This window comes from Sphingomonas sp. FW306-1B-B10E (assembly GCF_058782005.1).
The window spans coordinates 17,322-29,822 of the sequence record NZ_JBYSXG010000020.1; the positions used below are offsets into that span (position 1 = coordinate 17,322).

Sequence of the window (12,501 nt, forward strand, 5' to 3'; positions counted from 1 at the left end):
TCGATCATGTCCCAGCATTCCGCCGCCGCTGCCGAAACGGGCCGCTACGCCCGACTGGCAGCGTTGCTCGAGCAGGATCCGGCCAACACTCGCATGCTCGCCGACACTGCCGAGGCGGCCTTTGCCGAGGATCGCTTCGGCGAGGCTGAGGCGCTGCTCGATCGGCATGCGGCAATCGCGCCGCTCTCGCCGGCGGCACTTCACCTCGCCGGCCTGGCAGCGATGCGCCGGCAGGATTGGGCAGTCGCCGCCGAACGCTTCGAGGCGCTGACGCAAGGCGGTGAAGATGCCCCGGCGGTCCGCTTCAACCATGCTTGGTCGCTGGCGATGCTACGGCATTTCGATGCCGCGATCGCGCTGCTCGATCGAGCGACGGTCGAGGCACTGCCCCAGGCCGCGCAGCTCTATGTCCAGCTGCTGCACGATCGCGGCGACTTCGAAGGCGCCGGCGAGGCCGCGCGCGCGCTGCTCGACCTGCATCCGCAGCACCGCGGATTCAACGCCGTAGTGGCGACGCTCGCGATCGACATCGAGGATGTCGACCTGGCCCGCCGGTGCGCCGAACAGGCTGGCGATCATCCCGATGCCCTTGCCGCACTGGGTACGCTCGCGCTCAACGATGATGAACCCGGGACGGCCGCGCAGCTGTTCGACGCCGCGCTCGCGCGGGCGCCTGAATCGCCGCGCGCATGGGTCGGTCGCGGACTCGCGCGCCTGATGGACGACGACAAGGCCACCGCCGCCGCCGAGATCGACAAGGGCGCCGCCTTGTTCGGAACGCATCTCGGCTCGTGGATCGCAGCCGGCTGGGCATATTTCATCACCGGCGACCGAGCGACCGCCCGCACCCGCTTCGAAACTGCGCTCGCGCTGGACGACAGCTTCGCCGAAAGCCATGGCTCGCTGGCCGTGATCGATCTGCTCGACGGCGATGTCGACGAAGCAAGGCGGCGATGCGAGGTGGCGATGCGCCTGGACCGCGAATGCTTCTCGGCTGCGCTCGCCGCCACCCTGCTCGCTGCGGGAGCAGGCAAGGCGGATCAGGCGCAACGGATATTCGACAAGGCGCTCCACACGCCGATCGACGATTCGGGCCGCACTATCGCCAGCGCGTTGGCACGCATGGGAACTCGACTGGGCTGAGCCGCCGCTATCCGCCGCGCAGGCGGGCGATTGCGCGGTCGATCAGCTCGGTTCCACCCGGCATATCGGCGATGATACGGAAGACGTCGTCGATCACACCCTGGAAGCCGGGGTCGGCGCCGAGCTCCTCGCCCAATTCCTCAGTGAGCAGGCCGCGCAGGACGGCGCGTCGAACGTCCTCCTCCGACAGCGCGTCGAGCGCAGCCAAGGCCCGCGCCCGCTCGATCGGCCGCGCCGCAGCCGGGCGCGTCGACTGCGCAGCGCGCTGGCTGCCGCGGCCGTGCCCGGCGCGCTGCAGCTGCTCACGCAGCAATAGCAGCACCTGATCGACGTTGCCGACACGCGTCATGCTGACATCAATGCGTAGTCCCGCGCGCGCCGAGCTGGTCGAGCAGGAACGAGGTGGCCGATGTCTCCGTGGCGCCGGCATCGCCGGGGCGGACGAGATCGCGACACTCGTTGATGATCAATTGCATGTCGCGATTGAGCGGCGGGTTCTCGGCATTGGCGGCGATACCGGTTTCGAGCGCGGCGATCGTCTCGGCAAAATGATCCTGGACGAGGTGACGCAGACCGGAGACGAAATGGGCGAGATAATGATCCTGCGGCAAGGCGTTGAGCGGCTCCCAAGTCTCCAGCGCGCGCCGGGCTTCGCCCGAGGTGAGTTCGAAGAAGCCGAGCTGGAATCGCGCCAGTGCAAAATCGGGCGCAAGCTCGACTGCCCGGCTGAGCGCCGCATGGGCCTCGATCGGTCGCTGCGAACCCGCGAGCATCGATCCGCGTAGGAAATGCAGCCGCGGGTCTTCGGGATAGGCCTCGACCAGCCGTTCCGCCAAAGCGAGCTCGTCCGGCGAACTCGCGTGCATTGCCGCGAGCAGTTGCTCCATCTCCTCGTCGCTGCACAACATTCCGATCACCCCTTCCTTCTGCCCACACGGCTCCGCAGCGTGGCGAGCGCCTTGGCGTGCAACTGCGACACGCGTCCCTTCGACACCCCGAGCAACTCGGCGATGCGCTGGAAGCTAACACCGTTTTCATAGTGCTGGCGAATGATCACTGCTTCCCGATCTGGAAGCCGCGCGATCTCGTGCACCAGGCGAGCCTGTAGTTCGCGCCGCGCGAGCGTCTCATACGCATTGGGGCGGTGGTCGCGGCCATCCTCTGCCAGAACCAAATGCGTGTCGCCGAGGATCAATCCGATCGCCAGGCCGCTCGCGAGCGTCGCCAGCATCTCCAGTGGATCATCGACAGCCCGCAGCGAAGCGGCAAGGGATCGCACGCGGTCGGCTTCCTGGCGGCGACTATAGCTATATTGCGCGTCGATCTCGTTCATCTTCGACGCGCCATCGAAGATGCTGCCCAGGATACGTCGTCGCGCAAACGCGGCAAAAGGGATTCCGCGCAAGGGATCGTATCGGTCGATTGCGATCAGCAATCCCTCATAGGCGAACTGCTCGATGTCGGGCAGTTCGACGCCGTTGCGCGGGCGGGCGCGCAGCTGACGGGCGGCAATAGCGCGCGCGAGCGCGCGGTAGCGGGTGAATATCTGTTCGCGGCAGCGCAGCTCCCGTTCGTAGCGCAACCGGCGCCATAGGGATGCCTCCACCCGCGGCGGGATGAGGATCAGCTCCAGTCCCGATTGCGGCAGCCGAGTCATCGGAAGCTGCCGAGCACGCCCTGCAAAATCAGCCCCCAGCCGTCGATCAACACGAACATCAATATCTTGATCGGCAGCGAGATCGTCGCGGGCGGCACCATCATCATCCCCAGCGCCAGCAGGATGCTGGCGACGACGAGGTCGATGAGAAGGAACGGCAGCAGGATGACGAACCCGATCGTGAAGGAGACGCGGAGCTCGTTGAGGATGAATGCCGGCGCGAGCTTGAGGATCTCCACCTGCTCGGGCCGGTCGGGCACCGGAGTCTTGGCGATCGCATAGATCGCCTCGATGTCGCTGTCGCGAGTCTGAGCAAGCATGAAGTCGCGCAGGGGTACGCTGCCCTGCGCCACCGCCTGCTCGACGCCGATCCGGCCCGCCATCAACGGTTGGAGCGCACGCGTGTTCACTGCGCCGAACGTGGTCGACATGGTGAATGCGGTCAGGAACAGCGCGAGGCTGACCAGCACCGGATTGGGCGGCGTCTCGGGCATGCCGAAGGCGTGTCGCACCATCGAGAGCACGACGACGATGCGGATGAAGCTCGTCATGCTGATCAGGATCGCCGGGACCACGGCCAGCATCGTCAGTATCAACATGGTCCGCACGGCATCGGTGCCCATGCCGGCAGGCACCAGCGCCGGCACGGCGGCGTGCGCCTCAAGCGGCAGCAGCAGAACGGCAGCACAGGGCAATAGGCGCCGGATCATTGCGCCTCTGCCTGCGGTGCTGCTCCTGCCGGACCGATCTCGCGCAATATCTGCTGCTGTTGCGCGGAGCAGAGCAGCAGATACTCGCGGTCGTCGCACCGCACGAGGCAGATATCCGCGTGCTGGCTCGCTCGGCGACTCTCGATCACTTCGATGCGGCGCTCGCCGGGCAGCCTGGCAAAGAGCTTGCTCGCGGCGGCAAGGTCGAACCGCCCGCCGCCGCGCTTGAGCAGCAGCGCGAAGCCGATCGCCAGCATCGTGCACAGCACCAATGCGAGCAGGATGCGAAGCAGCGGGACGTCGACACCACCACCACCGCCAAGCCGGGCGGGCCTGGCCAGGGCCGGCATCGTCGCCTCGAAGACGAATACGCAACAAAGAATCGCACGCAGAACCATGCTGATCATTCGGGCCATTCGACGATTTCGGAAATGCGCACCCCGAACTTGTCGCCCACCGCGACCAGTTCGCCCCGCGCGACCGGCTGCTGGTTTAGGCGCAACTCGACCGTCCGATTGAGCGGTGCGTCGAGCGTCACCACCGCGTCCGTCTTCAACGCCGCGAGTTCGGCGACGGTCATGCGCGTGTCGCCGATAAAGGCTTCGAGCTGCACCGCGACATTCTCGATCAGCTTGGTGCTGACGCGCGGTGCGGCCTCGCCGGGCGGGTTGGCGGTACGATCGTTCTGGTCAATCACGGAGTTTCATCCAACAGGAGCTTCGATGATTTGGAGGGCGAGCGTGTCGCCTTGCTTCGATACCGTGCAGCGACCGCGTCGCGCAGGCAGATGCTCGATGGCGATCGGCAACGCCTCGCCGATCGCTCGATCGAGCACGAGGACGTCACCCGACATCAGCTCGCAGATCTCCGCCAGCGTGACTTCGCAATGGCCGAGGACCGCCGACAGGCGCAGGGCAGTTGGCGCGAGTGCCGCCTCCGCGCTGGCGAGCGGCGCCCGTCGCGGTTCCGACGGCATGCCGGCCAATACGAGACGGGCAAGCGCGGCCGGCGGCAGCGCGAGCAGCACCACCATCGGGTCGCCACCACCGCCGAGCTCCACCCAATAGAGGACCGTGTTGGGAGCGGGAGGCGTCACCGCCTCGGCCCATCGAGTCTCGGGCGGCAGCGCACAAAGCTTGGCGACGCGGATGCAGAGGTCGCGGAGGCCTTCCTCGCCGAGCTGCGCGAGCAGCGCGCGATCGGCATCGGTGCGGTCCCCCGCGCGCTTGCGGACGCCCAGTGCGAGAGCGCCGGCCGCACCCTTTCCGCCGCCGGGAATGCCGATCGCGACCTCCCCAGTGCGCAGCCACTCGCCGGCGGCGCGTAGCGCGTCCGCCTCGGCGCGCCGCAGCGTCGGCGTGTCGCCGCTCGCGCCGGCAAACCAATGCCGCGCCCAGGCCGTGAACAACTCCGCGAGTGCGGCGTCTGCGGCATCCGTGGCGGCGCCAGGAGGCAGCCAGGGTTGCGGATCGCTCACCCTTGCCCTCGGATGCCGAAGAGCTGCTGGATCATGTCGTTGGAGACGCTGACGATCTGCGATGCAGCCTGAAAGCCGCGCTGAATCAGGATGAGGTCACCGAATTCCGCCGACAGGTCGACGTTCGACGCTTCGATCCGCTTGGAAACCACCTTGCCGACGCGCGAATCTTCACTGTTGAGCAGTTCGCGGCTGCCCGTTCCGGCCTGTACGAAGAGCCCGCCGTTGCGCTGCTGAAGCTCCTGCGGGTCGCGGAAGTCGGCGAGCGCGATCGTGCCGAGCGCCTTCTTCTGCGAATTGGAATAGCCGAGCTGAAGGCGCCCTTTCTCGTCAACGACGATCGTGGTGAGCGTGCCCAGCCCCTGTCCGTCGATCGAGGTCTTGCTCAGCGTCGAGACCTCGCCGGACGAATAGGACGTCACTCCCGTTGAGAAGTCGAAGGTCACGGTCAGGTCGTTGGCGGCATCCTTGAAGTCGAGCTTCGCCGTACTCTGGTCGATGATGCCGTTATTGAACTTGAGCGCCTTGGTCTCGCCGATCGTCGCGCCTTTTTCGTCGGTGACGGTGATCTTCCACTCGGCGCTTTCGCGGGCGAACGAGGCTTTCCACACGTGCGCCGTGCCCTTGGCGTCGTATACGGTGAGATCACTCACCGCGTAGCTCGTGCCCGTCGACGAGAGGTTCTGCGAGAATTTCACCGTCGTGGTGGCGATCGGCGGGCTGGCCCGCGCGCTATCTACGGAAAGCGCCACCGGGTGGTTCGACGAGTCGAGCGCGGCGAGGCGATAGTCGGTTCCGGACAGGACGATATAGCCGTCCTGCGATACTTCAAAGCTGCCGGTGCGGGCGTAGAGCGTTTCGTCGCCGTTCAGCAGCACAAGAAAGCCCGTGCCGTCGACAGCGAGGTCGAGGTCCCGGTCGCTCTGTCGCAGCTCGCCCTGCTTGAAATCGATATGAGACTCGCCGAGACCGACGCCGTGGCCGTCGCCGTTATTTCCGGGCGAATAGGACATGCCGCCGCCGTCGGTCACGCCGTAATAATTCTGGAACGACACCATCGAGCTCTTGAACCCCGAGGTGTTGAGGTTGGTGACGTTGTTACTCACCTGTTGAAGGCCCTTGGAATAAGCGTTCATGCCGCTGAGCCCGATATAGATGGCACCGAACATGGCCCTGTCCCCTACCTGATCTGGGTGATGCTGCTGATGGCGAGATTGCTGACGGTCCGCTTGTCCGACGTTTCGATAGTGACACTGGGAACGCCGCCCTGGAACGACACCGCTATCACCTTGCCAGACAGGGTCGCGGCGCCGGAAGGCACGTCGATCTGCTTGCCGAGCAGCCCGGTTGCCTGGCTGGTCGCCTGCGCCGACACGAGCTGCTCGAGCCGGTCGTTCATCGTCTGGCCCTGTTGGATCTGCGAGAATTGGGCGAGCTGCGAGACGAACTCGAAATTATCCATCGGCTTGAGCGGATCCTGATAGGTCAATTGGGTCAGGATGATCTTGAGCAGCGATTCGAAGCTGAGCCCGAACGCATTGCTGGCCTGATCGGCGCTTTGCGCGGTTTGCTGAGGATTGGCGGTGCCGTCCGCGGCGGTCACTGGTGCGGTCTGCATCACTTGTTACCCCGATAGGAAGCATGCGGCGCAGGTCGCGCGACGATCCGGATGCCGTCGGTCCAGAGGCCGTGCCGGGCGAGCAGCGCGGCGATCTCGTCGCGAAGCCGCTGGCGTTCCTCCGCCGGCAGCGCATCGGTCGCGACCGCAACTCGAACTCCCTGCTCGGTTTCGCTGAGCGCCACGCGTGTCGCCGACTGCGCGCCACGGGCGGCCGCCTGCGCAAGCATGCGCTTGCTGGCGGGTGAAGGTGCGACCTCTTCGCCGCCATCGGCCGGCATTGCCGCGTGGCGCTCCGCCGTCGAAGCCGCCGGGGTCAAGCCGGACGACGCGAGTGATGTCCGCGCAGGCAGGAAGGCATTCGCCTGTGCAGCCCTCGCAGGCGTCGTTCGCTCCGACGCAGTTTCGGCAGCGGCAGGCAAACGGGACGAGTGATCGGTCTCGCAGCTTTGCGGCGGTAAGCCGTCGTCGGCCCGCGGCGGCAACGCGGCCGGAGGCTCCGCCTCCCTGTGGGAAGGTTCCGCCCCGTCGGCGGCAACCGGCGTTCCGAACCAGCCGTCCTCGTTGAAGCGTTGGGCTTCGGCCAGCCGCACGCCACGATCATCCGTGGTCGGCCCTGCCGCGCTCGGGTCACGCATCGCCGCGGGCAGCACGCCCAAATATGCCGCGAATTCGACTTGCGCCTCTTCGCTGCGCCGCTCGGAGGTCACTTCGGCGCGCGGCAGCACGCCGGAACCTGCGGGCGCGGCTTCGATCATGTACGGCTCCACAAGAATGTCGCCCGATCCGCAGCGATGTCGGTCGCCCGCTGGGCGCGCTGCCGGGCTTCGGCACGGCGACTGGATTGCAGCATTGCGGAAGACTGGCGGCAGCGCGCCTCGCTCTGATGCCAGGACGACTCGCACGCCAGGCGCTCTGCATTGGCACTTTCGAGCGCAGCGCCTGCACCTTCCGTCAAAGTCACATTCCGATTGGCTTCTGCGCCGAGCGCCGATGCGAGCTCGGGCGAGAAATGGCGGCTCTCCACCTCGCTCTGCCACCGAGAGAACGCCGCCGCGCAGGCGGTGTCCGCATCGGCCTTGTCCTGCTGCGCGCAGTGTTCCGCCGACACGGCGTCCATCACCGCGGTCAGGGCGGCGGCGCGCTCTGCAAATCGAAGCGCTTCGATCCGCGCGAGGAGCGCGCTCGCATGGTGCCTAGCCACGCCGCGCCTCCCCCGCCGTCGCCGCGCACAACGCCGACACCGTGTCCGCCAAAGCATTGCTGTTGGTCTGGCGCTGCTGGAGAAAGTCTGCAAGCCGCTCGCGCAGCGCGATCGCTCGGTCGATCTCGGCGCTCGATCCACTCTTGTACATGCCGCTCTCGATGAGCAGCCGCGCCTCTTCGAAGACGGCGAGCATGGCGACGGCTTCCCGGGCAGCCGCGGTATGCGCCGATCCCATCAGGCGCGACGCCTGTCGACTGATGCTCCGCGCGACGTCGATCGCCGGGAAATGTCCGCGTTCGGCCAGTTTGCGCGAAAGCAGGATGTGCCCATCGAGCAGGGACTTCATCGTCTCGACAATCGGATCGTCGATGTCGTCGGTCTCGCTCAGCACTGAGAGCACGGCGGTGATCGCGCCGCCGCCACGCACCGCGCCGCAACGCTCGACCAGCCTCGGCAATGCCGCGAACACGTTCGGCGTATAGGCGCGGACCGTCGGCGGCTCGCCCGCGGCGAGGCCGACCTCCCGCAAGGCCATTGCGAGCCGCGTGACCGAGTCGACGAAGACGACGACATGCTCGCCGCGATCGCGCCAATATTCGGCGAGGCAGAGCGCGAGATTGACGCTGCGCGCCCGGAGCGCGGCACTGGCGTCGGAGGTCGCCGCGACCATCGCGAAGCGCTCCCGATCCTTGCGGCCATCCAGCGCCCGCCAAAAGCCTTCGACTTCGCGACCACGTTCCCCGACGAGACACAATACGCAGCGATCGCTCTCGACCTGGCGCACGAGCTGTTCGAGCAGGCTGGTCTTGCCTACGCCGCTGGCGGCGAAGATGCCGATCCGCTGTCCCTTGCCCAAGGTGAGCAGCCCATCGATCGCGCGAATGCCGGTGACGACAGTTTCAGCCGATGCCGCACGCTCGAGCGGACGCGGTACGGTACCACCGATCGGCGCTCGGTCCTGCGCGGCAATCGCCCCCCGGCCGTCGATCGGCCGTCCCAGCGCGTCCACTGCCCGCCCGGCGAACCCGTCTCCCACGGCGCAGTCCGCGCCGAGCGGCAGCGAATAGACCCGCGCACCCGGACGGACCGGACGATCCTGCTCCAGGGGCATCAGCTGCAGCCCAGCCTCGTCCGCCGCAGCCACCTCGGCGAGGATCGGCAGCGTCCCGTCCGCACCGTCTTCAATCGTGCAGATGTCGCCGATCGTCGCAGCAGGGCCCGATGCCTCGAAATAGCTTGGCGCGACTTTGCGTACGACGCCGTAGGGCCGCGCCAGTTCGACCGCAGCGATCCGCCCGAGGAACGGGTGCGCGGTCACGCGTCGGCAGTCCCGAGCGCCGTCAGCAAAGTCCGGATCGCAGCCCAATCGGCGCGAACATCGAGATCATATTGCTCCATGCGGCACGTTATGCGGCAGGCGCCGGTGTCGAGCTCCGGATCCGTCTCTACCGTCACGGCGCCCCCCTCATCGGCGATCGCGCCTGCCACCGCGGCGCGTGCCGCCGGATCGGCGAAGTCGCGCGGGCTCACATGAATGGTGACGATGCTCGCCTTGCGAAGCGCGCGAATTTCCCGTCCCAGCCTGCGCCCCACCGCTTCGGCCAAATCCGCGTGCGGTTCGAACAGCTTGGCAAGCGCCGCCTCGGCGAGTTGGGCCGCTAGAACGTCGAGGCCGTCCAATCGCGTCTGCCAGGCCGTCAATGCGCCGCCGATGCCGTCGCGAAGCGCCGCGATCCGTTCTTCTTCGCGCGCCTCGGCGCGCGCCAGGCCGGCACGTTCGCCCTCTGCACGTGCCGCCGCGATTGCTTTCCCGCCGGCATTCTCGGCAGCCTCGATCGCCGCTTCGAGCTCGGCGATCCGTGCCGCCAGGCGCTCGCATTCGAGATCGCGCGGATCCGGGCGGGGCACCACCGGGCCGACCGGACGAGGATCATGCTCGAAGGGTTGTACGATCCCGGCGCGGTCGCGGCGGAGGATCGCGCTCACGCCCCACCTCGGCCACGGCGTAGCGCGCCGCTGAGCGAATCCATCAGCGACGGTGTGCGTGCCTGGAGCGCCCTTGTCGACGGCGCGATGCCGAGCAGCTTGCGCAGCGCATCGCGCGTCGCGTCTGTCAGGCCATCCTCGCGACCTTCGCGCAGCGCCGAAATGCGGTCCGCGACATCGGCGGAGTATCTTGCCTGCAGATCGTCCGCCGGCGCTTGCGCAGGCTCGGCGGACAGGCTTCGCTGCAAGCGCGACAGACGCCGACGCTCGTCCGAGGACAAGTGCGCCAGGATCGCCCGGCGGTCGCGCGGCGGCATGGCGTCGAGTTGCTCGATCAGCAGTGGGAGGCCATCCTCAACGAGCAGCATCGGGCGTCCCCTCAGCAAGGTTCAACTGGCGTCGCAGCCGCCCCGCGAACGCCTCGTGCTCCGCACCGTCGAACGCGGTTCCACCGCGCCGGCGCAACAAGAACATTCCGGCGAGAACCGGGAAGGCGGCCAGGGCCAGCACCCAGAACCAGCCGGCGCCGGCCGTGGGCGGAGAGGCGGGGAGCGCGGCCGCACCAGGGGCGGCATAGCCCGGCGCCGGCGCAGCCTGATTGGCTGCCACCGCCGCCGGTGCTGCCACCGGATCGACCGGGCCGACCTCGAAGGCCATGTCGTCGCCACGTGTCGGATCCAACGCCACCGCTCGCGCGATCGCGTCGCGGAGCGCCGCTTGATCTTCGCCTGGAAGCGGGACTGCCGTCACGATCAGGATGCGCAGGCGGAAGTTGCGCGACGCCCCTTCGCCGCTCGGCGCCCAATCGGCACCCGCGGCGGCGCCACCGCTGGCGATCGGCAGCACCAGCGCGCGCACGGCGAAGCGCTGCCCGCCTATTCGCGGCTCCGCCGCCGCGCGCACCCGCGCGGCATAATAAGCCTGGATGGCATGCTGTTCGTCGAGCATCGAGTCGGCATTCCCGGTCGGCTCGGGCACCACGCTGATCACTCGGCCATCGGCGTCGAGCACGACAACTCGCGACTGGGGAAGGTCTGGGACGGCCGCAGCGACCAATTGCTGGATGCCGAGCACGCGCGCCGGATCCGCGGTCAATCCAGGACGCATTGTCAGCGTGACCGCAGCAGTGGGCTCGGTGCGATCACCGCGGAACAATGCCCGCTCCGGCAGGCCGAGATGCACGCGCGCGCTCTCGACGCCGGCGATCTGGGTAATGGTGCGGACGAGCTCGCCCTGCAATGCGCGCTGATAATTGATCTTCTGCGCGAAGTTGGTCAGCCCCATATCGGACTTGTTGAAGAGCTCGAAGCCGATCTGGCCGCGCGCCATGGCGTCAGACCCCGAGATCGCCAGCCTGGTCGCGTCGGCCTGGTCGCTCGGTACCAGGATCGTGGTCCCGCCGTCCTTGAGCTTGTAGTCTACTCGGCGCTTGTCGAGTTCGGCAACGACGGCGCCGGCGTCCGCGGGGCGAAGATCTTGTGCGAGCACCACGTAATCGGGCCGCAGGAACAAAAAGTAGCCGATGGCCAATGCCCCCGCGCAGAGCAGGAACAACGCGCCGAACAGGAGGAGCTGGCGGTTGACACCAGGCCGTGCGGGAGAGGCGGCGTCGCTCATAGCGGCATGTTCATCAGTTCGCGATAGCCCTCGAGCAGGCGCGCCCGGACCTGCATAGCGAGTTCGACCGACAGCCGCGCTTCCTCGATCGCCATCGTGACCTGGTGGACCGGCACCGAGTCATCGACCGCGAATTGCTGGACGAGCTTGTCGGCGGTGGCGATCTTGGCGTCCACGCCGCGAAGCCCCGCCATCAGCACTTCGCCGAATCCGGCAGTCGGCTGGGCGATCTGCGCCGGGACGCCCCCGACCCGCAAGGCCATCGGCGCAGCGTCGGCGCCGGCCGCGGCGATCGCCTCGACCGGGCTCACGCCTGCTTGCCCAGTTCGATCGCGCGCGAATACATTTGCTGCGCAAAAGACATTGCCGTCAGGTTTGCCTCATAAGCGCGCGAAGTCTGGATCATCAGCGTCATCTCGGCCGCATGATCGATATCGGGATAGCTCACAAAGCCGTCGGCATCCGCCTGGGGATTGCCGGGCTCGCGCACGCGGCGCACGCCGCCCACCATCGGCTCGAGGCCCACCACCTCGACGCCCGCCGGTGCTGCGGCCACTTCGCCCTGACCGACGAGCTTCGAGAAGCGTATCTTGGGGCCGGACAGCAGCCGGACTGGCCGATAAGCCTCGCCGGAGGCTGTGCGGCTGGTGTTCATATTGGCGAGGTTCTGCGCGATGACCTGGAGCCGCTGCCACTCGACGTCGAGGCCGGTTCGGCTGATTTGCACTGCGTCCATCGGATCAATTCCCCCCTGCGATCACCGCCCGGCCGATGGCCATTCGGCGGCCGAGAATGTCGATCAAAGCCGCGTATCGCATCGCCGTCTGCGAGGCGGTGGCGATCTCAAGATCAAGCCGCATCGAGCCGACGACTCCGGATTGCCGGGCCAGACTGGTGCGCGGCGAAACGTGCGCGATCGCCTGCGCGCCCTCGCGCGCCGCAGCCTCCAGGCTCTCCTCGAAGCTGACGCTGAGCGGGCGATAGGAGGGCGTGTTGGCGTTGGCGATATTCTCCGCGGTGACGCGGTACCGGGCGTGGAGCCCGTCCAGCGCCTTCGCAATCAGCAGGGGAGCGATCGTGTCCATT

At 67.4% G+C, this 12,501-nt stretch carries 19 protein-coding genes; 1 reads left to right on the forward strand and 18 read right to left on the reverse strand.

The window, feature by feature from the left end:
- Positions 1-6 precede the first annotated feature (6 nt).
- Positions 7-1,143: a tetratricopeptide repeat protein gene (locus AC3WJI_RS09895; protein ID WP_492757091.1), complete on the forward strand. Its 1,137-nt coding sequence runs from the start codon at positions 7-9 to the stop codon at positions 1,141-1,143.
- Between the two features lie 7 nt (positions 1,144-1,150).
- Here the strand turns inward: AC3WJI_RS09895 and AC3WJI_RS09900 are convergent, their stop codons facing one another.
- Genes AC3WJI_RS09900 through AC3WJI_RS09985 form a run of 18 tightly spaced genes read right to left on the reverse strand, consistent with a single transcriptional unit; the run spans position 1,151 to position 12,500 of the window.
- Complete coding sequence (locus tag AC3WJI_RS09900) at positions 1,151-1,492, reverse strand: hypothetical protein (protein ID WP_492757092.1); 342 nt, start codon at positions 1,490-1,492, stop codon at positions 1,151-1,153.
- Between the two features lie 7 nt (positions 1,493-1,499).
- Positions 1,500-2,051, reverse strand: coding sequence for a tetratricopeptide repeat protein (locus AC3WJI_RS09905; RefSeq protein ID WP_492757093.1), 552 nt, complete (start codon positions 2,049-2,051; stop codon positions 1,500-1,502).
- 5 nt (positions 2,052-2,056) lie between these two features.
- Positions 2,057-2,800, reverse strand: coding sequence for a sigma-70 family RNA polymerase sigma factor (locus AC3WJI_RS09910; protein WP_492757094.1), 744 nt, complete (start codon positions 2,798-2,800; stop codon positions 2,057-2,059).
- Positions 2,797-3,510 carry a flagellar type III secretion system pore protein FliP gene (fliP, locus tag AC3WJI_RS09915; RefSeq protein ID WP_492757095.1) on the reverse strand — a complete coding sequence of 238 codons (714 nt, stop codon included), beginning with the start codon at positions 3,508-3,510 and terminating at the stop codon, positions 2,797-2,799. Before fliP ends, AC3WJI_RS09910 begins: the two co-directional genes overlap by 4 nt.
- Entirely contained in the window at positions 3,507-3,908 is a 402-nt protein-coding gene (locus AC3WJI_RS09920) for a hypothetical protein (RefSeq protein WP_492757096.1), read from the reverse strand. The genes fliP and AC3WJI_RS09920 overlap by 4 nt, the downstream gene beginning before the upstream one ends.
- A 5-nt stretch (positions 3,909-3,913) precedes the next feature.
- The gene (locus AC3WJI_RS09925) at positions 3,914-4,207 is read right to left on the reverse strand and encodes a FliM/FliN family flagellar motor switch protein (RefSeq protein ID WP_492757097.1); all 294 of its coding nucleotides are present in this window, start codon (positions 4,205-4,207) and stop codon (positions 3,914-3,916) included.
- A gap of 6 nt (positions 4,208-4,213) precedes the next feature.
- Positions 4,214-4,987: a FliM/FliN family flagellar motor switch protein gene (locus AC3WJI_RS09930; protein ID WP_492757098.1), complete on the reverse strand. Its 774-nt coding sequence runs from the start codon at positions 4,985-4,987 to the stop codon at positions 4,214-4,216.
- Complete coding sequence (locus AC3WJI_RS09935) at positions 4,984-6,156, reverse strand: flagellar hook-basal body complex protein (RefSeq protein ID WP_492757099.1); 1,173 nt, start codon at positions 6,154-6,156, stop codon at positions 4,984-4,986. Before AC3WJI_RS09935 ends, AC3WJI_RS09930 begins: the two co-directional genes overlap by 4 nt.
- Before the next feature lie 11 nt (positions 6,157-6,167).
- Positions 6,168-6,605 carry a flagellar hook assembly protein FlgD gene (locus tag AC3WJI_RS09940; protein WP_492757100.1) on the reverse strand — a complete coding sequence of 146 codons (438 nt, stop codon included), beginning with the start codon at positions 6,603-6,605 and terminating at the stop codon, positions 6,168-6,170.
- The gene (locus AC3WJI_RS09945) at positions 6,605-7,363 is read right to left on the reverse strand and encodes a hypothetical protein (RefSeq protein ID WP_492757101.1); all 759 of its coding nucleotides are present in this window, start codon (positions 7,361-7,363) and stop codon (positions 6,605-6,607) included. Before AC3WJI_RS09945 ends, AC3WJI_RS09940 begins: the two co-directional genes overlap by 1 nt.
- Positions 7,360-7,809, reverse strand: a complete 450-nt coding sequence (locus AC3WJI_RS09950; RefSeq protein ID WP_492757102.1) for a hypothetical protein — start codon at positions 7,807-7,809, stop codon at positions 7,360-7,362. The genes AC3WJI_RS09945 and AC3WJI_RS09950 overlap by 4 nt, the downstream gene beginning before the upstream one ends.
- Positions 7,802-9,130 (reverse strand): FliI/YscN family ATPase, encoded by a 1,329-nt coding sequence (locus tag AC3WJI_RS09955; RefSeq protein ID WP_492757103.1) that lies wholly within the window; start codon positions 9,128-9,130, stop codon positions 7,802-7,804. Before AC3WJI_RS09955 ends, AC3WJI_RS09950 begins: the two co-directional genes overlap by 8 nt.
- Positions 9,127-9,798: a hypothetical protein gene (locus AC3WJI_RS09960; RefSeq protein WP_492757104.1), complete on the reverse strand. Its 672-nt coding sequence runs from the start codon at positions 9,796-9,798 to the stop codon at positions 9,127-9,129. Before AC3WJI_RS09960 ends, AC3WJI_RS09955 begins: the two co-directional genes overlap by 4 nt.
- Positions 9,795-10,166, reverse strand: a complete 372-nt coding sequence (locus AC3WJI_RS09965) for a hypothetical protein (RefSeq protein WP_492757105.1) — start codon at positions 10,164-10,166, stop codon at positions 9,795-9,797. The genes AC3WJI_RS09960 and AC3WJI_RS09965 overlap by 4 nt, the downstream gene beginning before the upstream one ends.
- A complete protein-coding gene (gene fliF, locus AC3WJI_RS09970; RefSeq protein ID WP_492757106.1) occupies positions 10,153-11,415 on the reverse strand; it encodes a flagellar basal-body MS-ring/collar protein FliF in 1,263 nt (420 codons plus the stop codon). The genes AC3WJI_RS09965 and fliF overlap by 14 nt, the downstream gene beginning before the upstream one ends.
- A complete protein-coding gene (gene fliE / locus AC3WJI_RS09975; RefSeq protein WP_492757107.1) occupies positions 11,412-11,726 on the reverse strand; it encodes a flagellar hook-basal body complex protein FliE in 315 nt (104 codons plus the stop codon). Before fliE ends, fliF begins: the two co-directional genes overlap by 4 nt.
- Positions 11,723-12,151 (reverse strand): flagellar basal body rod protein FlgC, encoded by a 429-nt coding sequence (gene flgC, locus AC3WJI_RS09980; protein WP_492757108.1) that lies wholly within the window; start codon positions 12,149-12,151, stop codon positions 11,723-11,725. The genes fliE and flgC overlap by 4 nt, the downstream gene beginning before the upstream one ends.
- Before the next feature lie 4 nt (positions 12,152-12,155).
- Positions 12,156-12,500: a flagellar basal body rod protein FlgB gene (locus AC3WJI_RS09985; protein ID WP_492757109.1), complete on the reverse strand. Its 345-nt coding sequence runs from the start codon at positions 12,498-12,500 to the stop codon at positions 12,156-12,158.
- Position 12,501: the final 1 nt, after the last annotated feature.